This is a genomic window from Halodurantibacterium flavum (genome assembly GCF_042681825.1).
Taxonomy (GTDB): domain Bacteria; phylum Pseudomonadota; class Alphaproteobacteria; order Rhodobacterales; family Rhodobacteraceae; genus Halodurantibacterium; species Halodurantibacterium flavum.
Genome location: NZ_JBHUGH010000038.1, coordinates 132,514 through 150,343 on the forward strand (window position 1 = coordinate 132,514; position 17,830 = coordinate 150,343).

The window sequence follows — 17,830 nt, forward strand, 5'->3', positions numbered from 1 at the left end:
GCGCCATGCGGCTGCCATCCCGCCTGAGAGGCGGGCAATCTCGGGTCCGTGCGCAGACCATCACGCGGCACGGGCCGCGCCAGGGTGCTATAACGTCAACCAGCACCGGCACGTGACTGCGCTGGGCATGTCCGTCGAATGCATCGCCGTTGCAGCGCGCGGCCGGGTTCGGGATAAAGCCGCGGAGCGAGTGAGGGTCACGGATTTGCGCTACGGATCGCACTTATGGCCTCGAACTGGCTGAGGAAGACCCTGCCGGTCAGGTGGTCAAGGAAGTCGGCCCGCTTCAGCCGGTCCATTACCGGGCCTTTCACTTCGGTCAGATGGAAGGTGACATCGGCGTCCCTGAGTCGGTGGTTGATCTCCTCCAGGCTTTCCAGCGCGCTGGCGTCGATGGCGTTGACGGCGGAACACATCAGCACGACGTGGCGGACGTCCGGCCTTTGCGCAACGAGTTCGGCAATACGATCCTCGAGATAGCGGCTGTTGGCGAAATAAAGGCTTTCGTCGACGCGGATCGACAGTATCTGCGGATCGGTCAGAACCTGGTGTCGCTCGACGTTGCGAAAGTGCTCGGTGCCCGGCACCTGGCCGATGATCGCCATATGCGGTTTGCTGGTGCGGTAGAGGTGGAGAAACAGCGAGAGTGCCACGCCGGCGACGACACCCGGCTCCACCCCCCAGAGCAGCGTGACGATGATCGTCGCGGCCATGGCGGAGAAGTCGGCCTTCGAATAGTGGAAGACATGGCGGATCGCCTTGAAGTCGACGAGCGACAGCACCGCGACGATGATGGTTGCGGCCAGCGTCGCCTGCGGCAGGCTGGTGAGCAGCGGGGTGAGGAAGAGTGTGGCGAAGGCGATGCCGACAGCCGTGAAGACGCCGGCCGCAGGGGTCTCGGCGCCGGCATCGAAATTGACGACGGAGCGGGCGAAGCCGCCGGTCACCGGATAGCCGGATGAGAGGCCGGCGGCGATGTTGGCCGCGCCGAGCCCGATCAGTTCCTGGTCCGGGACGATCCTCTGCCGGCGCTTCGAGGCGAGCGTCTGGGCAACGGAGACGGATTCGACGAAGCCGATGATGCTGATCAGAAAGGCCGGCGCGGCAAGCGTCATGATCAGCTCGAAAGAAACCTGGGGGAAGCCGAGTGCCGGCAGGCCCTGCGGGATCGAACCGACAAGCGGCACGCCCTTCGCGGCGAGGTCGAGGGCGACGGCGAGAAGGATGGTGACGGCTACGGCAAGGATCGGCGCCGTCTTGGTCGCAAGGTCGGCTGCGCGCTTCGCGACGCCGATGCCGATCAGCAGAGGTTTGAGGCGGGTGCGCGCGAAGTAGAGAAAGGCCAGTGCGCCGACGCCGACGGCGACGGTGTAGGGATTGATCTCAGCGGCCAGCCCGGCAAGCGCGATGATCATCTCGAGGAGCGTGTCGCCGCCGGCCGCAACACCAAGGATGTGTTTCAGCTGACTGGCAGCGATCAGGATGCCGGAGGCGGTGATGAAGCCGGAAATCACCGGATGGCTGAGGAAGTTGGCGAGGAAGCCGAGCCGCAACAGCCCCATCAGCACGAGCATGACGCCCGACAACAGCGCCAGCACGATCGCCGCCGTAAGGTAGTCGGCCGTCCCCTGTACGGCGATCTGGCCAACGGCAGAGGCCGTCATCAGGGAAACGACTGCTACCGGGCCGACTGCGAGCGTGCGGCTGGTGCCGAACAGCGCATAGGCCACGAGCGGCAGGATCGAGGCATAGAGGCCGACTTCGGGCGGCATGCCGGCGAGCATTGCATAAGCCAACGACTGCGGGATCAACATGATCGTCACGATGATCGCGGCAACAACATCACTGGTGAGTGTCGCGCGGTCGTAGGCCCGTGCCCAGTCGAGGATCGGGAGGTAGCGCTGGAGCCTGATGGCTGGAAGACGCATTGTTCCTGTTGCTTTCCCCTGCTCAGGCGATGCGCGATTGCATCCGCGTGGTAACCGAACGACGGATGAAGCGTGCCAGCACGATGCCCGCGAGCATCGAGCCGACGAAAATCACGGCGCTCATCTCTCCAAGACCGAGAGCCGGAACGGCACCGCCCGGACAGAAGCCGGTGATGCCCCAGCCGATGCCGAACACGGCCGAGCCGGCAACAAGCGGAAGATCGAGCTTGCGTGCCGTCGGCAGATGGAACGTCTTGTCGAAGAGCGGCGCCGGGCGCTTGAGGATGAAACTGTAGCCGATGGCGGTGACCACGAGCGCGCCGCCCATCACGAAGGCCAGCGACGGGTCCCAGGTTCCGGCGAAGTCGAAGAAGTTGAGCACCTTGGCGGGATTGATCATGCCGGAAATGGCGATGCCGGCGCCGAAAATGAGCCCGGCAATCAGGGCGGAAAGGATTCGGGCCATCAGAAGCCTCCGAGAAGGTGACGGACAACGAAGACGGTGAGCGCCGTCGAAGCCATGAAGATCAGGGTGGCGGCGATCGAGCGCGGCGAGAGGCGTGCAAGCCCGCAGACGCCATGGCCCGACGTGCAGCCTCCGCCAAAATGGACGCCGATGCCGACGATGAGACCGCCGATGATGAGCCAGGGCGTAGGAACCGGGCTTTCGAACGGCACGGCCGAAGCCCCGGCTACGATGATGATCAAGGCGGGAGCCACGATCGCCCCTGCGATGAAAGCAGCGCGCCATGCCCAGTCGTTCGACAAGGGCGGAAGGAGCCCGGAGAGAATGCCGGTCATGCCGGCGATGCGGCCGTGAAAGGCCATAAGGAGGATGGCGGCAAGGCCGATCATAGCGCCCCCGAGAAGGGAGGCGAGTGGTGTGAACTCGGTCATCGATCAGTCTCGTGGTTGTGGGTTGGTCGTGCCGGTTTGGCAGAACAACCGATGCATGGTGTGGATGAAGGCCGCGACGCGGGCGTCGGCGAGCCGATAGAAGACATGCTTGCCCTCCTTGCGGCCGGCGATCAGTCCTGCCTCGCGAAGACCGGCGAGCTGCTGCGAGAGGCCCGGCTGGCGGATGCCAAGCAGATCCTCGAGCTCGCGCACGGAGCGCTCGCCCTCCACGAGAGCGCAACAGACCAGCAGGCGGTCCGGATTGGACAGCTTCTTCAGGAAGGCCGATGCCTCATCGACATTGGCCTTCAGATCGGCGGCTTCGCAGGAGAGCTTTTCGATCACCGGTTCAGTCCCAGGATGCGCCTGTCAACAGATCGAGCGGGATCTTGAGATAGCGCCGGCCGTTCGCTTCCGGTTCGGGCAGACGGCCACCCCTGGTGTTGATCTGCAGCGAATGCAGGATCAGCTTCGGCATGGGCAGAGTTCTGTCGCGGGCCTCGCGCGCGGCGACGAACTCCTCTTCCGTCTTGTACTTGGCCATGTGGATGTTCTTCGCCTTCTGCTCGGCGACCGTCGACTCCCACAGCGGTTCCCGGCCGCCGGGCTGATAGTCATGACCGGTGAAGATGCGGGTCTCGTCGGGAAGCGCCAGAATGTCCTGGATCGACTTCCACAGCACCTTGGCGCTGCCGCCGGGAAAGTCGGCGCGCGCCGTTCCGCTGTCGGGCATGAACAACGTGTCATGGACGAAGGCGGCATCGCCGATGACATAGGTGATCGAGGCGAGCGTATGGCCGGGCGAGAACATCACCTTGGCATCGATATTGCCGACCCGGAAGGTGTCTCCGTCGGCAAAGAGCCGGTCCCACTGGGAGCCGTCGGCCGGGAAATCCGGCCAGTTGTAGAAGTCCTTCCACAGCTTCTGGACCTCGATGACCTTCTCGCCGATGGCGGTCTGTGCGCCTGTCTTCTGTTTCAGGTAGGCGGCAGCCGAGAAATGATCGGCATGCGGATGGGTGTCGAGGATCCACTCAACCTCGTAACCGTTGTCCCGCACGAATTCGAGGATGCGGTCGGCATTCGTCGAGGCCGTCTGGCCTGACTTCTCGTCGAAGTCATAGACGGGATCAACGATCGCGCATTTCTTCGTCTCGGGATCGGCGACGACATATTGGATCGACCACGTGCGACGGTCGAAAAAGCCGGTCACTTCCGGTTTCTGGGCCATAAGAGCTACCTTTCTGAAGGTTCGTCTGCTGAAAATGGATTTGCGGTGCTAGTGGCCATGGGCTCCCAGCCAGGCAACGGCTCCTGACAGATCGAAGCCGCGTTCCCGCCCGAAGGGGATGACGTCGTCTTTCGCCATGCGGCCGTCGAGAACCTCGCCGATGGACCAGAGTGTCAAGGAACGGGTGCCGGACCGGCAGAAGGCGAGAACTTGGCCGCCGCTATCGGCGAGCGCACGCTGAAACGCCCGCACGGCATCTTCGCTGATCTCGGCGGCGCGCACGGGAATATGCGTACTGGAGAGTCCGGCCTGCGCGGCGGCCTCGGCAATTTCGCTGGCACGCGGCTGGCCGAAATCCTCGCCATCCGGCCGATTGTTGATCAGGGCCCGAAAGCCCGACCCGGCAGCTGCGCTGACATCGCTGGTGCTGAGCTGTTCGCAGATCGACAGCCGGTCGTTGATGCGGACAGGCTTCATTGCCGCCCCCCTTTGAGAGGGCACGTGTTGAAGCCGAAGAGCGGATAGAGCGGGCAAGTCGAGAACAGGCCCGTCAGCAGCGGAACGAGCCCGATCAGCCCCCACCAGCGTGCGTTGCCGTCAAGCAGAAAGATGAGCGACAGCAGCGCCAGACCGACGATGATCCTGAGGATGCGATCGATGCCTCCGACATTTTTGGTCATGGTTCATTCCTCTCGTTTGAAGGTCGCGCACCGATTGTTGCGCAACAACGATTGCAAAAAACTGCAACTATTAGCGTGCAGAAGTTCAACAACGGCTCGGCCTCCATTCCCGATCAGTCCTGCGTGACTTTCCTGCGCCCGGAAGCGCGATTTCCCGCAGAAGGGCCGTCGGCGAGCGTGGCCGTTCCCTTTGCTGCCCGCGGCTCGCAAAAGGACTTGTAGAGCACACTCAGGACGCTGCGGGCCGGCTCGCTCTCGATCCGATACCAGATGGTCTGGCCGTCCCGTCGGCCTGCAATCAGTCGATCACGGCGGAGCAAAGCCAGGTGCTGAGACACGGTCGAGTCACGAATGCCGAGGAACTCCGCGAGTTGCCCGACTGATTTTTCGCTCTCGATGAGTTGGCACAGGATCAGGAGGCGGTGCCGGTTAGCGAGCGCCTTCAGCAATTCGCTGGCATCGTCAGCGGCGGTCTGCATGGATTCGAGATCGATTTTCATTGCTGCGAACCTACGATAATTTGAAGGTATCGGTCAACAGGAAAATCGGCATGCGCGGTGAAGTACACGACCGGCTTTGCCCGGGAGAGCTATCCCATCGTGAATGCCCGACCGTACCGTTGGCTGCCGGCACTGCGCGACGGTAACAAGATTACAGCCGGACTCCACGGACTGGAAGTGCGATGAGGCATGCAGCCTGCGGTTCTTCTACGACTGATCCTATCGATGCCAAGGCACACCGTTGTAGTGATCAGTTCCTATGTTCATGGCCTCCGCTTGGCCGCCGATTACCGCACAAGTTGACAAAGAATCTCCTTAGATATCTGGGTTCTAGGCGGTTGAGCGAGGGGACAGGCTCTCGCGTGTCCTACCACGTGGAATCGCCGTACCGTAGAATCGCTGATCATATGTTGAAGGCCCGTCTTTCCATTGACGGAAGATCCGCAAAACTACGAGGTTGCGCGCGCGTAGTACGCTGGCGGCGTTCCAGCGTGTCGCGAGAACGCGACGCTGAACGTGCTTGCCGAGCTATAACCCACGCGTTCGGCCACTTGGGTTACGCTGAGTCTTTCCCGCCTCAGCAGGTCCTTCGCCAGGGCCATGCACCAGCCCAGGAGGTATTCCATCGGCGCAACGCCGACTTCGCGCCGGAACCGGTCGAAAAATGTCGAGCGTGAAAGCGCGGCCGCCTTCGCGAGATTCATGACTGACCAACTCTTGCCCGGGCGTTCGTACATCTCCCGCGGCGCGACGGCAAGCCGATCGTCGCAAAGTCCGCGCAGCAGGCCAGGTACCGAAGCCGGTCCCGTGGTTGATCGCAAGGCCTCGATCAGCAAAACCTCCAGCAAGCGGGCCAATACAACCTCGCGACCGGGCACCGCAGCGCCCGCGACCGGGCCGAGGTACGTATCGTTTGGCGCGGCGGCGTAACGACTAAGCCGAGCGCCGCGAGCATCGTTGCTCGCTCCCCAAACAGCCTGGTCAGCCGATCTGCAAGTCGAACGACGCCCGTGTTTTGGCCCTGATCTCGTCCAGCGCAACGCCGTCGGCAAGCTCAATCAACGTCATAGGCTGCGCCCCTTCGCGCGCCAGACGAAACACGCCAAGATCGGTAATGACGAGATCGACGCGCGCTGTCCGGTTAGCGGCAGGGTACAGGATTTCAGGAGTTTCGGCTCACCTCGCGCCGCGTGCTCCATCACCACCACGACACGTTTCACCCCGGCCACGAGGTCCATGGCCCCGCCCATGCCTTTCACCATCTTGCCGGGAATCATCCAGTTGGCGATGTCGCCGCATTCTGACACCTGCATCGCGCCGAGGATCGACAGGTCGATATGGCCGCCGCGGATCATGGCAAAGCTGTCAGCGGACGAGAAATAGCTGGTCTTCGGCAGCTCGGTGATGGTCTGCTTGCCGGCGTTGATAAGGTCGGAGTCCTCCTCGCCCTCATACGGGAACGGCCCCATGCCGAGCATGCCGTTCTCGCTCTGCAGGGTGACGTCGACCCCATTGGGAATATAGTTGGCCACCAGCGTCGGAATGCCTATGCCCAGATTGACGTAGAAGCCGTCGCGGATTTCGCGTGCTGCGCGGGCCGCCATCTGCTCTCGCGTCCAGGCCATGTCAGGCGTCTTCCGTCTGGCGTACCGGGCGCACCGTGCGCTGCTCGATGCGCTTTTCAGGGTTCGGCACTTGCACGATGCGCTGCACATAAATGCCGGGCGTATGGACATGGTCGGGATCGATCTCACCCGCTTCAACCAGATGCTCGACCTCCGCCACGGTGACGCGGGCGGCCGTCGCCATCACCGGATTGAAGTTACGGGCCGTCTTGCGGAACACCAGATTGCCTTCGGTGTCGGCCTTGTACGCATGGACGATGGCGAGGTCCGCGAACAGGCCGGTCTCCATCACATGGTCGATCCCGCCGAAGGCGCGTACCTCCTTGCCTTCAGCCACGAGCGTGCCAACGCCGGTGCGGGTGAAGAAGGCGGGAATGCCCGCCCCGCCGGCGCGAATGCGCTCGGCAAGCGTGCCTTGCGGATTGAATTCAAGCTCAAGATCGCCTGCAAGATACTGCTCGGCGAACAGCTTGTTCTCGCCGACATAAGAGGAGATCATCTTCCTGATCTGACGCGTCTCCAGCAGGATGCCGAGGCCGTAGCCGTCGACGCCGGCATTGTTGGAAACGACGGTGAGGTTGATAGCGAGTCTGATCTTCGATCTCGCGCCCGTCCCCGCAATCCTCATCGGCGGGGCCGTTGCCATGTCATCCACGGCCATGTGCCTCAAGGTACGAACGCGGCAAAGACCAACAAGGCCGCACTCTCGACAAATCCGGTCACGCCATGCATGTTCTTCTCCTGATGACATGGCGCAGGGAAGGCCGCTACCTGTAACCTCTAGACGTGCGAGCGCGCCCACTGCGCTATCTGCGCGGCAGGCATTGCACCGCTCGTCCTCGCGATTTCCTTGCCGCTCCTGAACAGGATCATGGTGGGAATGCCGCGGATCCCGTAGCGGCCGGCAATCTGCTGTTCGGCCTCGGTGTCGAGCTTGCCCAGGCGGACATGGGGTTCGAGCGAGCGCGCCGCCGCCTCGAACTGGGGCGCCATCATCTTGCATGGCCCGCACCACTCGGCCCAGAAATCGACCAGCATTGGCAGTTCGGCATTCGCATGGCGGTCAAAATTAGCCGCGGTGAGCGTGACGGGCATGCCTTGAAAGAGAGGCGCGCCGCAGCGTCCGCAATTGGGGTTGTCGCTCAGGCGCTCTTGCGGCACCCTGTTGGTGGAATTGCACTGCAGGCAAGCGACCGTGGGCATCCTGTATCCTTTCGTTGACGAGCCGGGCTCGGCGGCCGAATGATGCAAGCGTTCAGCGCGTGGATATGGCGCGGCGCGCCTCTCGCTGCCGCGGCTCGGGCAGGTATTCCACGCCACCGCCCTGGCGCCGAACCGGCTGCGGATAGAGCGTCATCAGCTCCAGTATTTCCTTGGACATGTCCGTTCCAACGGGCAGGCCCATGTCGCGGGCCTCATCGGCAGAGATGGGATAGTCGTGGGTCCAGGTGCCCGTCGCCAGCTTCGCCGCCACGGACGCTGCGCGGTTCTCGTCCATCTTGTCGGACAGCAGACGTTTCGCGAATGCCTCGATCTGCGCAATGGCCTTGCGACCGACATCGGCCATGATCAGGGTCTGGTCGTCGATCTCGGCGATAGGTTTCTCCTCGACGACCTTGATGAGCGAGGCAGCAGGCAACTGGCCAAGTTGCGGATCGACGGGTCCCAGCACGGAGTGTTCGCACATCACGATCTCGTCGGCAGCGAGTGCGATCAGCGTGCCACCGGACATCGCGTAATGTGGCACGAACACTGTGACCTTGCCCTTGTGTCCCTGAATGGCGCGGGCAATCTGTGTTGCCGCCAGCACAAGGCCGCCCGGTGTGTGCAGCACGATGTCGAGCGGCACTTCGTCGTCGGTCATCTGGATCGCGCGCAGCACTTCCTCCGAGTCATTGACGTCGATGTAGCGCATCAGGGGGAAACCCAGCAGGTTCATGGTCTCCTGCCGATGAATCAGCAGAATGACGCGACTGCCGCGCTTCTTCTCGATGTTGGCGATCTTGCGAGTGCGCATCGCCTCAAGATATCTGCGCTGCAGAACCGGCTGCAGCGCCGAAATGATGAAGAACAGCCAGAACAGCTGCATTATGTCCATGGACCTTGTCCTCCTTCCCGTCGGCCATCCGGCAGAAAGCCATAGATACCCTCGTCGCGATAATAGTGGCGATAGGCATCGGCGCGCCTTCGCAGGAGTGGCGTTACAAGCCAACCGGCGAGAAACCCGCCGATATGCGCCCACCAGGCGATCCCGCCCGTGGCCTGATCGCTGCCGAGCGACAGAAAGCCGGGAATGACCTGCATGAAAAACCAGATCATCGCGAAAATGACCGCGCGCACTTCGAAGAAGAGGGGAATGAATAGAATCGGCACGATCACCACCAGCCGAGCCGCCGGAAACATGCGCGCGTAGCAACCGATCACGCCCGCGATCGCCCCCGATGCGCCAAGCGCGGGAACGACTGAGTCGGGGTTCGCCAGCGCCTGAGCCAGTCCGGCTGCCACACCACAGAACAGATAGAACAGCGTGAATCGACCCGGTCCGAGCCGATCTTCGACGGCGGGGCCGAAGATCCAGAGCGTCCACATGTTCAATATGAGGTGCAGCCAGCCCCCGTGCAGGAAGATGTTGGTCAGGAAAGGGGTCCAGTCCGACGGGGCGACGAGGCTCAGTTGCCCGAAGAAGCGCGAGGGCACCAGCGCGAACTCGAAAAGGAACCGATCCAGCGCGTGCGGCGGCAGGCTGGTCTGATAGAGGAACGCGAGGACGCTCATGCCGATGACCGCCCATACGATGACGGGCGGGTAGCGGCGCGCGACGCTGTCAAGATAGGGAAACAAGCGGCAGATCCTCGCTCGCGCTAGACATTCCGTTCATTGTTCTTTCCCGGCTATCGTCACGCCCGTCCAGGCCGGGGGATCGGAGGCAGGGAAGGATTCGAGCGAGGCTTCGAGCACCGGATCGAATTCGGCCTGTTCTTGCGACGACAGGTCCACCGTGCCTTTCTCCTCGACCGCGCGCCGGAGGCGGTGATCCGTGCGACCGTGATCCACGCGGGACGGTATACGATAGGCTTCCGGCGCATCGGCTCCCTTGTAGAGCCGATGCCATTCCTCTCCCCGCCAGTGGTGCGGCGCACGTCGGTGAGTCGTGTCCTCGCGCACGAGGTAGCGCCAGTCCTGCCGCTCCGCGAATGCCACAGCGCTTTCGCGGTCGGGAAACTTCAGCCGGATCGGACGATAGGGATCGTCGCTGGAGGTATATCCCATCAGCGGCTCGATGTGGGGCGGGCGCGACGGCTCGAATTCCAATATCCAGTAGTTGGGCCGCGGCGCCGATGTCATCGCGGAACGTGCCGGCCGGTAAATGATCGCGGTCGGAACGTCCCATGATCTCATGTTGGTCCCGGGTATCTTCGGCGGAAAGGGTGGACGATTGTGACCGCGCATCATGGTGCTTCCCCTCGGTTATCCCCCAGAAAAGCGCGTTCCAGCCGGGCGCGATCCCGCAGGGGCTGTGGAATTCGCACCCTCCTCTGGTGAGCACTCTCAAAAAGCGCATGAGCGGTATCGGAAGACTGACCTGAGTCACGCAGTTTATCGCGAAGATAATTGCGAGCCGACTGGACGATCCGGGTCACGTCGTCTTCAGGAATGCCGAGAACCGAAGAGGCTTTCTCAAGCGGGGTGTCGTTCAGGTCGACAAGAAACAGGACCCTGCGCCATAGCGCCGGAAGACCGGCGATCGCCCGATGCAAGAACAGCGCGTCCTGCCGTTTAGCGACCGCCGTTTCGGGGTCGTCCACACCGTCGTCGGCGACGAGTTCCTCGAGCATCAGCACGTCGTCGGGCTGGTAGAACTCGAACATCTCCTCATCCGACTCAGTAGGCTCCCCGGCCAGCACCTCGGGCGCCACGTCGATCGGGGCGGCATCCTCGGGCACCGCGCGGCGCGCGGCCTGCGCCTCGGCCTCGATGGCCTCGAAGGCCAGTTGCGTCAGCCAGTCCCGGACGGAGAATTCGGTCGGCCGCCGCTCGAAGCGATCGAGCCCATTGAGGATCGTCGCATCGACGATATCGCGAACGGCAAGATAGCCCTGTGGTACCGATCCGCTGCATTCGAGATAGGTCAACTCACGCCTGACGGTGTCGTAGACCGTATCGAGATGATCCTCGATCAGGTCGAAGAAGAGTTGGCGCCGCTCCGCCTCCGCCGCATCCCGCGCGGGCGGCAGCGGGGCGCCGATCCGGCGCCGGCGGGCGGGACGCTTGTACTCCGGCTCGTGCTTGAGGCGCGCCACATGCCGATCGACTTGGCGGCGCAAGTCGGCAAAGGCCTTGCGCAGGACCGGCTCGATCTCGAACCCCTCTTCCTGCGCCGCGATCACGCCCGATGGCAGTTGCAAGCGCAAGCTGACTTTGATGCGCGTCTTGCCCCTCGTCTGGGAGGCGACGACTTCGAGCCGGACGAGATTCTCGCGGAAGCGTACAAGATGCGGTTCAAGTTGCCGCACCTCTTCCTCGATGACCTCAGGCGCGCGCTGTTGGCCGTGCCGGTCAAGATTGCGAAATGCTCTGATGACTTCCATGCCGTGTGACCTTGCTTGTCGCTTTTTGACGAGATGAGCCGGCGCGACCGTCATCGCGCCGGCCAGTCCTCCACGACGTCACCCGGTAGACTTATCGTCCTTGGACTGCTCCCTATCCTTGGTGTCGACCGGGACATCGGGTGTCGGAGCGTCCGCCTTGTTTTCGGCAGCTTCGCTGGACTCGTCGATCCCGGCCTCGGCCTGATCGTCCGGGCTATTGTCACCGGTGTCCTTTGCGATCTTTTCGAACACGACCTTCTGTTCGTCCGCTGACCAAGCGACGCGGACCTTGTCACCATCCTCGATCCGCCCGGAGAGCATTTCGCGGGCCAACTCGGTCTCCAACTCCGACCGGATCAGCCGGCGCAGCTCGCGGGCGCCGAATTCGGGACGGAAGCCGACCGCGCCGAAGTGATCCACGACGCTCACGTCGAATTCGAGTTCGACCCCCTGCCCCAGTGCAGTCCGCTTCACCCGGTTCAGCTGCAACTCGACGATCTGGCGGATCTCGGTCTGGTTCAGCGAATGGAAAACGATGATCTCGTCGATCCGGTTGATGAACTCTGGCCGGAAATGACCGCGCAGCACGTCCATCAGTTCGGACTTCTGCTTTGCCTCGTCGAACTCCTTGGTGCCGCGCTTCTTGAGGTTGCGCTGGATGATGTCCGAACCGAGGTTCGAGGTGGCGATGATGATGGTGTTGGTGAAGTCCACCACGCGGCCCTTGCCATCTGTCAGGCGGCCATCGTCGAACACCTGAAGTAGGATGTTGTATACATCCGGATGCGCCTTCTCGATTTCGTCGAGGAGCACGACCGAGTAGGGCCGACGCCGCACCTTCTCCGTCAGTTGCCCGCCTTCGTCGTATCCGACGTAGCCCGGAGGCGCGCCAACCAGCCGGGCAACCGAGTGGCGCTCGCCATACTCCGACATGTCGATGCGGATCATCGCATCCTGGTCGCCGAAGATCACCTCGGCGAGCGTCTTGGCCAGTTCCGTCTTGCCAACCCCGGTCGGCCCGAGGAACAGGAAGGTCGCAGTCGGACCGGAGCCTTCGCGCAGACCCGCACGCGCCAGGCGCACCGCATCGGCCACGGCGCGGATCGCTTCTTCCTGGCCGATGACGCGCTCGTGTAGCTTCTCCTCGAGCTTGAGGAGCTTGTCCTTCTCCTCGGTGGTCAGCTCGGTGACCGGAACGCCGGTGATCTTCGAGACGATCTGCGCGACATGATCGGCGCGCACCTCGGCGGTCGCCGAAGCCTGGTCGCGCTTCCAAATCTCCAGAAGCTCGTCCAGCTCCTTCTGCTTCTGTTCGAGTTCCTTCTTCAGTTCCGCTGCCCGGTCGAATTGCTTGCGGGCTGCGGCATAGTCCTGCTCGCGCTTGATCTGCGCGACCTCGGCCTCTAGCTCCTGGACGTCCACGGGGCGCGCTGTGGCGCTGATCTTCACACGTGCGGCGGCCTGATCGATCAGGTCGATCGCCTTGTCAGGCATGAAGCGGCCAGTGATGTAGCGGTCCGAAAGCTCGGCCGCCGCGACGATGGCCTCGTCGGTGATCGTCACCTTGTGGTGCGCCTCCAGCGTGTCGCGCAGGCCGCGCAGGATCATGATGACCTGAGCGACCGTGGGTTCCTCGACATAGACCGGCTGGAAGCGGCGTTCGAGCGCTGCGTCCTTCTCGATGTATTTCTGGTATTCGTTGAGCGTCGTCGCGCCGATCAGGTTCAGCTCGCCCCGCGCCAGCGCCGGCTTGAAGGTGTTGGCGATGTCTAGACCGCCTTCGCCACCGCCCTGACCGGCGCCGACGATGGTATGGATCTCGTCGATGAACAGGATCAGACTGTCCTTCTCCTCGGTGATCTCCTTGAGGATCTTCTGCACCCGCTCCTCGAACTCGCCGCGATACTTCGACCCGGCCACCATCGAGTTGATGTTGAGTTCGACCAGCCGCTTGTCGCGCAGCGCCTCGGGCACTTCGCCCGCGACGATCCGTTGTGCGAGTCCCTCGACGATGGCGGTCTTGCCTACGCCCGGCTCGCCGATCAGCACCGGGTTGTTCTTCTTGCGCCGGGCCAGCACTTCAATCGTCGTCTCGATCTCGCGGGCGCGGCCGATGACGGGATCGAGCTTGCCCTCGCGGGCGAGCTTCGTCAGGTCACGGCTGAACTGGTCGAGATCGGGCGTGCTGGACGGCGCCTCCACCCGGCCTTCCTCGGCGCCCTTGCCAACGACCTTGGTCACCTGCTGGCGCAGCGCTTGCGGCGTGAGGCCGTACTTGCGCAGGACCGACGCGGCCAGGCCTTCACCTTCCTCGGCAAGGCCGATCAGCAGGTGCTCGGGACCGACATAGGAATGGCCGAGTTCGTTCGAGGCGATGAAGGCCCGGTTCAGCGCGTCCTTCAGGCGAGGACTGACGCCGATTTCGCCCTCCGTCCTGGCCTCTCCACGCTTCGCTTCTTTCTCGACCTGGCGCTGCAGGTCGTCCACATCGACCTTGAACTGTTCCAGGATTGTTTTGACGACGTCGGACGAGGTCAGTGCCAGAAGCAGATGTTCGGTATCGACCTCGCTGCGCCCGAATTCGCCTGCCTTCTGTGCGGCATCCTGCAACAGCTTGTTGCCCTGTTCGCTCAGCCGGTCAGCGATGGTGCGTCCACCGCCGCGCCGCGATCCACGCCGCGGGGCACCCTCACCGAAAGTGGCGTCGACGACATCGTCATCGCCGTCACCCATGGAGCCGAGCGTGCCGCCCCGCAGCGGGCTGTCACCAAAGAGGCCGCCGAACCCGCTGTCGCCGAAGAATTCGTCAAAAAGGGAATGTCGTCCGAACAGGGACTCCAGCGGCGATGCGCTGCGGCCCGACCGGCGCACCATTTCGCGGTAGTGCTGATCGCACAGCTCCATGTTCTGAACTCTGCCGTTCACCGAAGCGCGCACGCGCGCCGTCGCCGGGCGACCGCAAATATCGCAAGTTCCGTTTGCCATTTTTCCTCTCCGTTTCTTTATCCAGTCAGGGTTGTCCGCCGATCATCTGCGTCAGTGACGGTGTCACGCAGCGACGGCTTCCGTTCTTTTCACCTTGGACCCAATTGCCACCAGATCGGGCTCGTCCAGTGTCTCGCGTTGCAGGAGATCCTGCGCCGATTGCTCGAGCAGCGCCCGGTTGGCTTCGAGAAGCGAGAGGGTGCGCTTGAACACGCCATCCACGATGTCGCGCACCTTCGCGTCCATCCGCTCGGCAGTGGCGTCGCTGTAGCGGCGGTTCAGCCACGACGACTGGTCGCCGGTGCCGAGAAAGCCGGGCCGATCGGTGTCGTAGCTGACATGCCCGAGGTCTTCGTCCATCCCGTACCGCGCGACCATGGCGCGGGCGATATCGGTGGCCTTGACCAGATCGTCGGCCGCCCCGGTCGAGAGGTGGTCGTAGACGATCTTCTCGGCCGCGCGCCCGCCGAGGAGGACGGCGATCTTGTTCTCCAGCTCCTCGCGCGTCATCAGGAAGCGGTCCTCGGTCGGGCGCTGGATGGTGTAGCCGAGCGCGCCGATGCCGCGCGGGATGATCGAGACCTTGTGCACCGGATCCGTGCCGGGCAGAGCCATCGCCACCAGCGCGTGCCCCATCTCGTGATGCGCCACGATCTCGCGTTCGCGCGGGTTCAGAACGCGGTTCTTCTTTTCCAGCCCCGCGATGATACGCTCCACGGCATTGTTGAAGTCGTCCATCGTCACCGCATCAGCCTTGCGGCGCGTGGCCAGGAGCGCTGCCTCATTGACGAGGTTGGCGAGGTCAGCGCCCGAGAACCCGGGGGTCAGGGCCGCGACCTTCTCGGCATCGACGTCCGGGGCGAGCGTCACCGTCTTCATGTGCACGCCGAGAATCTGGATGCGCCCCTTCTTATCGGGCTTGTCCACCAGCACCTGCCGGTCGAAGCGGCCCGCGCGCAGCAGCGCGGGATCGAGGATCTCGGGCCGGTTGGTGGCGGCCAGGAGCACGATGCCCACAGAAGGGTCGAAGCCATCGAGCTCGGTCAGAAGCTGGTTCAGCGTCTGCTCACGCTCATCATGGCCACCGGCGATCTGTCCGGAGGAGCGCGCCCGCCCAAGAGCGTCGAGTTCGTCGATGAAGATGATCGCCGGCGCGGATTTCCGAGCCTGCTCGAACAGGTCGCGCACCCGCGCGGCACCGACGCCCACGAACATCTCGACGAACTCTGATCCCGAGATCGAAAAGAAGGTCACGCCGGCCTCGCCTGCCACTGCGCGCGCCAGAAGCGTCTTGCCGGTGCCCGGCGGCCCGACGAGCAATATGCCTTTGGGGATATGTGCGCCCAGCTTTCCGTATTCGGCGGGGTTCCTGAGGAACTCCACGACCTCCTCGAGCTCGGCCTTGGCCTCGTCCACACCGGCCACGTCGGCGAAGCTGACGCCGGTTTCTTTTTCCATGTAAACCTTGGCCTTGCTGCGGCCGACCTGCATGAACCCGCCGAAGCCCTGCTTGTCGGCGAACTTGCGGAACAGCAGCATCCAGATTCCGAAGAAGACAAGCGCTGGCGCCACCCAGGAAATCAGCGTGCCGAGAAAAGTGTTTTGCGGAACGCCAGTGATCTCGATACCTGACCGGTCTATCCGTTCCAGGATTGCGGGATTCACTACGGTCGTCACGAACTGCTTCTTGCCGTCGACCGGTTCGGCGAAGGTGCCTGTGATAGTGTCTGACCCGACCGCGACAGAGGAAATTTTCCCGTCAGCGAGATACTTCTCGAACTGGCTGTAGCTGATCGGCGCGACGGATTGCCAGCCGGCGATCAGGTTCTGGATGAAAAGCACGGCTATGAAAGCCACCACCCAGTACCAGATGTTGTATTCGGTCTTCCTTTCCATGCCCCTTGTCCCTTTCACTAGCGCCCGATCCGCGCCCTGATCCGCTCGAGCAGCGCCAGCAGGACGCGCCTTTCGTCCGCCGACAGATCCTGCAGGATTTCATCTTCGAGCGCCGATTGCCGCGGCGCGAGTTCCTTCAGCATCGCCCGGGCCTTCGACGTTGCCGTGACGATCTGCGCCCGCCTGTCGTCGGGCGAGGGCGACCGCTCGACCCAGCCGCCCCTGACCATGCGATCGACGAGCTGGCCGGCTGTGGCCGGGCCGACCTCCAGCCGGTCGGCCAGATCGCCGATGGTCAGCCCAGGCTCATCCTCGACATGCGCCGCCGCCATCCAGGACAGGCGGGTCAGGCCGCTGCCGCGAATTTCTTGGTCGATCCGCTGCTGGATGAGCTGCGCGACCCGGTGGATCGTCGTCCCGATCAGCGCGATGTCCGAAGAGATCATGGGTATCCTTCCTCCGATTGCATGGGACACAGGAGAGACCGCACTCCATCCAAAACGCAATGCACGCATCATATATGCTTGCATAATAAATGGAACCGCCTATCTTGATGGGCGGTCTCCGAACCGACATCTGGCCGGCACCGTTGCCCGCTCGGACCATGCCGCCGGTTCGGGGGCATCGATCAGCAGCAGGAGGCCAGCAATGCTCTATCCGACATATCTGCGCCGCAGCGATCCCTTCGCGCTGATGCGCTCCATGATGCGCGATCTCGACCGCGGCGTCTGGCCGACGTCCCGCGCGGCGTTCCCGGCGGTGAATGTCTGGCAAGGCCCTGAGGCCGTCGCCGTCACCGCTGAACTTCCCGGCATCGAACCGGGCGACATTGAAATTTCGATCAAGGACAACGTCCTGACGCTGTCGGGCGAACGCAAGGCGCCCGAGGTTCCCGAAGGTGCGCGCTGGCACCGCAACGAACGCGGTTACGGCAGGTTCTCCCGCGCTATCCGTCTGCCGTTCGCGGCCTCGGATGACAAGGTCGAGGCGAGGATGACGAACGGCGTATTGCGGATCGTCATCTCCAGGCCCGAGGAAACGAAGCCGAAGAGAATCGAAATCAAGGCAGCCTGAGAGGAGCTGGAACGATGAGCCCCGACATCACGCAAGCCACCGAAAAGACACCGACAGACTCGCCCGAGACAACCGGCGGCGGCCGCATCTACCGCCCGCTGACCGATATCGTCGAAACCGATCAGGGCGTCTCCATGATGCTCGAAATGCCTGGGGTCGCCCCCGATGCGGTCGAAATCACGCTGGAAAATCGCGTGCTGACGATCCGCGGCAAGGTTGACCCGGTGCGGCCAGAAAACCTGGAACTTGCCTATGCCGAATATGGCGAGGGTGATTTCGAGAGGGCCTTCACGCTTTCCGAGGATTTCGACCCCGACAGGATCGAGGCCGAGATGCGCGGAGGCGTCCTCACCCTGACGCTCCCCCGAGCCCCTGAAGCGCAGCCAAAAAGGATCGCCGTCAAGGGCGCCTGAAAACCGAAGGAG

The 17,830-nt window shown here is 63.2% G+C and carries 20 protein-coding genes and 1 pseudogene; 2 read left to right on the forward strand and 19 right to left on the reverse strand.

What is annotated here, in order from left to right:
• Positions 1 to 197 precede the first annotated feature (197 nt).
• From ACFSGJ_RS20330 to ACFSGJ_RS20420, 19 genes and pseudogenes are all read right to left on the reverse strand, one after another.
• Complete coding sequence (locus ACFSGJ_RS20330) at positions 198 to 1,928, reverse strand: SulP family inorganic anion transporter (RefSeq protein WP_390265995.1); 1,731 nt, start codon at positions 1,926 to 1,928, stop codon at positions 198 to 200.
• Between the two features lie 22 nt (positions 1,929 to 1,950).
• Entirely contained in the window at positions 1,951 to 2,394 is a 444-nt protein-coding gene (locus tag ACFSGJ_RS20335; protein ID WP_390265997.1) for a DUF6691 family protein, read from the reverse strand.
• Entirely contained in the window at positions 2,394 to 2,825 is a 432-nt protein-coding gene (locus ACFSGJ_RS20340) for a YeeE/YedE family protein (RefSeq protein WP_342640501.1), read from the reverse strand. The genes ACFSGJ_RS20335 and ACFSGJ_RS20340 overlap by 1 nt, the downstream gene beginning before the upstream one ends.
• Positions 2,826 to 2,828: 3 nt before the next feature.
• The gene (locus ACFSGJ_RS20345) at positions 2,829 to 3,170 is read right to left on the reverse strand and encodes an ArsR/SmtB family transcription factor (RefSeq protein ID WP_122003499.1); all 342 of its coding nucleotides are present in this window, start codon (positions 3,168 to 3,170) and stop codon (positions 2,829 to 2,831) included.
• 4 nt (positions 3,171 to 3,174) lie between these two features.
• Positions 3,175 to 4,056, reverse strand: a complete 882-nt coding sequence (locus ACFSGJ_RS20350; protein WP_390265999.1) for an MBL fold metallo-hydrolase — start codon at positions 4,054 to 4,056, stop codon at positions 3,175 to 3,177.
• A gap of 48 nt (positions 4,057 to 4,104) precedes the next feature.
• Positions 4,105 to 4,533 carry a protein tyrosine phosphatase family protein gene (locus ACFSGJ_RS20355; protein WP_183319055.1) on the reverse strand — a complete coding sequence of 143 codons (429 nt, stop codon included), beginning with the start codon at positions 4,531 to 4,533 and terminating at the stop codon, positions 4,105 to 4,107.
• Positions 4,530 to 4,736 carry a YgaP family membrane protein gene (locus ACFSGJ_RS20360; protein ID WP_183319053.1) on the reverse strand — a complete coding sequence of 69 codons (207 nt, stop codon included), beginning with the start codon at positions 4,734 to 4,736 and terminating at the stop codon, positions 4,530 to 4,532. Before ACFSGJ_RS20360 ends, ACFSGJ_RS20355 begins: the two co-directional genes overlap by 4 nt.
• 113 nt (positions 4,737 to 4,849) lie before the next feature.
• The gene (locus ACFSGJ_RS20365; RefSeq protein WP_183319051.1) at positions 4,850 to 5,236 is read right to left on the reverse strand and encodes an ArsR/SmtB family transcription factor; all 387 of its coding nucleotides are present in this window, start codon (positions 5,234 to 5,236) and stop codon (positions 4,850 to 4,852) included.
• A 449-nt stretch (positions 5,237 to 5,685) separates the two neighbouring features.
• The gene (locus ACFSGJ_RS20370) at positions 5,686 to 6,093 is read right to left on the reverse strand and encodes a helix-turn-helix transcriptional regulator (protein ID WP_390266002.1); all 408 of its coding nucleotides are present in this window, start codon (positions 6,091 to 6,093) and stop codon (positions 5,686 to 5,688) included.
• A gap of 124 nt (positions 6,094 to 6,217) precedes the next feature.
• A pseudogene (locus ACFSGJ_RS20375) lies at positions 6,218 to 6,861 on the reverse strand (3-oxoacid CoA-transferase subunit B).
• Between the two features lies 1 nt (position 6,862).
• Positions 6,863 to 7,612: a CoA transferase subunit A gene (locus ACFSGJ_RS20380; RefSeq protein ID WP_390266047.1), complete on the reverse strand. Its 750-nt coding sequence runs from the start codon at positions 7,610 to 7,612 to the stop codon at positions 6,863 to 6,865.
• 29 nt (positions 7,613 to 7,641) lie between these two features.
• A complete protein-coding gene (trxC, locus tag ACFSGJ_RS20385; RefSeq protein WP_183754619.1) occupies positions 7,642 to 8,064 on the reverse strand; it encodes a thioredoxin TrxC in 423 nt (140 codons plus the stop codon).
• Between the two features lie 52 nt (positions 8,065 to 8,116).
• The gene (locus ACFSGJ_RS20390; RefSeq protein WP_390266004.1) at positions 8,117 to 8,950 is read right to left on the reverse strand and encodes an SDH family Clp fold serine proteinase; all 834 of its coding nucleotides are present in this window, start codon (positions 8,948 to 8,950) and stop codon (positions 8,117 to 8,119) included.
• A complete protein-coding gene (locus ACFSGJ_RS20395) occupies positions 8,950 to 9,702 on the reverse strand; it encodes a rhomboid family intramembrane serine protease (RefSeq protein ID WP_372502310.1) in 753 nt (250 codons plus the stop codon). The genes ACFSGJ_RS20390 and ACFSGJ_RS20395 overlap by 1 nt, the downstream gene beginning before the upstream one ends.
• A 33-nt stretch (positions 9,703 to 9,735) precedes the next feature.
• Complete coding sequence (locus ACFSGJ_RS20400) at positions 9,736 to 10,314, reverse strand: NADH dehydrogenase ubiquinone Fe-S protein 4 (RefSeq protein ID WP_086466671.1); 579 nt, start codon at positions 10,312 to 10,314, stop codon at positions 9,736 to 9,738.
• Entirely contained in the window at positions 10,311 to 11,450 is a 1,140-nt protein-coding gene (locus ACFSGJ_RS20405; protein WP_390266007.1) for an HPF/RaiA family ribosome-associated protein, read from the reverse strand. Before ACFSGJ_RS20405 ends, ACFSGJ_RS20400 begins: the two co-directional genes overlap by 4 nt.
• A gap of 78 nt (positions 11,451 to 11,528) precedes the next feature.
• Entirely contained in the window at positions 11,529 to 14,435 is a 2,907-nt protein-coding gene (locus ACFSGJ_RS20410) for an ATP-dependent Clp protease ATP-binding subunit (RefSeq protein ID WP_390266009.1), read from the reverse strand.
• A 63-nt stretch (positions 14,436 to 14,498) separates the two neighbouring features.
• The gene (gene ftsH, locus ACFSGJ_RS20415; RefSeq protein WP_354079781.1) at positions 14,499 to 16,331 is read right to left on the reverse strand and encodes an ATP-dependent zinc metalloprotease FtsH; all 1,833 of its coding nucleotides are present in this window, start codon (positions 16,329 to 16,331) and stop codon (positions 14,499 to 14,501) included.
• A 17-nt stretch (positions 16,332 to 16,348) separates the two neighbouring features.
• Positions 16,349 to 16,777 (reverse strand): MarR family winged helix-turn-helix transcriptional regulator, encoded by a 429-nt coding sequence (locus ACFSGJ_RS20420; RefSeq protein ID WP_063187815.1) that lies wholly within the window; start codon positions 16,775 to 16,777, stop codon positions 16,349 to 16,351.
• A gap of 202 nt (positions 16,778 to 16,979) precedes the next feature.
• Here ACFSGJ_RS20420 and ACFSGJ_RS20425 point away from each other — a divergent pair, with 202 nt between their 5' ends.
• Complete coding sequence (locus tag ACFSGJ_RS20425; protein ID WP_063187817.1) at positions 16,980 to 17,405, forward strand: Hsp20/alpha crystallin family protein; 426 nt, start codon at positions 16,980 to 16,982, stop codon at positions 17,403 to 17,405.
• Positions 17,406 to 17,419: 14 nt separating this feature from the next.
• The gene (locus tag ACFSGJ_RS20430) at positions 17,420 to 17,818 is read left to right on the forward strand and encodes an Hsp20/alpha crystallin family protein (protein WP_063187819.1); all 399 of its coding nucleotides are present in this window, start codon (positions 17,420 to 17,422) and stop codon (positions 17,816 to 17,818) included.
• The last annotated feature ends 12 nt before the right edge of the window (positions 17,819 to 17,830 follow it).

Coding starts and splice junctions, on each gene's coding strand:
- ACFSGJ_RS20430 (WP_063187819.1), top strand. CDS start 17,420: ATGAGCCCCGACATCACGCAAGCCACCGAAAAGACACCGACAGACTCG.
- ACFSGJ_RS20390 (WP_390266004.1), bottom strand. CDS start 8,950: ATGCAGCTGTTCTGGCTGTTCTTCATCATTTCGGCGCTGCAGCCGGTT.
- ftsH (WP_354079781.1), bottom strand. CDS start 16,331: ATGGAAAGGAAGACCGAATACAACATCTGGTACTGGGTGGTGGCTTTC.
- ACFSGJ_RS20355 (WP_183319055.1), bottom strand. CDS start 4,533: ATGAAGCCTGTCCGCATCAACGACCGGCTGTCGATCTGCGAACAGCTC.
- trxC (WP_183754619.1), bottom strand. CDS start 8,064: ATGCCCACGGTCGCTTGCCTGCAGTGCAATTCCACCAACAGGGTGCCG.
- ACFSGJ_RS20365 (WP_183319051.1), bottom strand. CDS start 5,236: ATGAAAATCGATCTCGAATCCATGCAGACCGCCGCTGACGATGCCAGC.
- ACFSGJ_RS20350 (WP_390265999.1), bottom strand. CDS start 4,056: ATGGCCCAGAAACCGGAAGTGACCGGCTTTTTCGACCGTCGCACGTGG.
- ACFSGJ_RS20360 (WP_183319053.1), bottom strand. CDS start 4,736: ATGACCAAAAATGTCGGAGGCATCGATCGCATCCTCAGGATCATCGTC.
- ACFSGJ_RS20400 (WP_086466671.1), bottom strand. CDS start 10,314: ATGATGCGCGGTCACAATCGTCCACCCTTTCCGCCGAAGATACCCGGG.
- ACFSGJ_RS20335 (WP_390265997.1), bottom strand. CDS start 2,394: ATGGCCCGAATCCTTTCCGCCCTGATTGCCGGGCTCATTTTCGGCGCC.
- ACFSGJ_RS20410 (WP_390266009.1), bottom strand. CDS start 14,435: ATGGCAAACGGAACTTGCGATATTTGCGGTCGCCCGGCGACGGCGCGC.
- ACFSGJ_RS20340 (WP_342640501.1), bottom strand. CDS start 2,825: ATGACCGAGTTCACACCACTCGCCTCCCTTCTCGGGGGCGCTATGATC.
- ACFSGJ_RS20330 (WP_390265995.1), bottom strand. CDS start 1,928: ATGCGTCTTCCAGCCATCAGGCTCCAGCGCTACCTCCCGATCCTCGAC.
- ACFSGJ_RS20405 (WP_390266007.1), bottom strand. CDS start 11,450: ATGGAAGTCATCAGAGCATTTCGCAATCTTGACCGGCACGGCCAACAG.
- ACFSGJ_RS20420 (WP_063187815.1), bottom strand. CDS start 16,777: ATGATCTCTTCGGACATCGCGCTGATCGGGACGACGATCCACCGGGTC.
- ACFSGJ_RS20380 (WP_390266047.1), bottom strand. CDS start 7,612: ATGTCATCAGGAGAAGAACATGCATGGCGTGACCGGATTTGTCGAGAG.
- ACFSGJ_RS20425 (WP_063187817.1), top strand. CDS start 16,980: ATGCTCTATCCGACATATCTGCGCCGCAGCGATCCCTTCGCGCTGATG.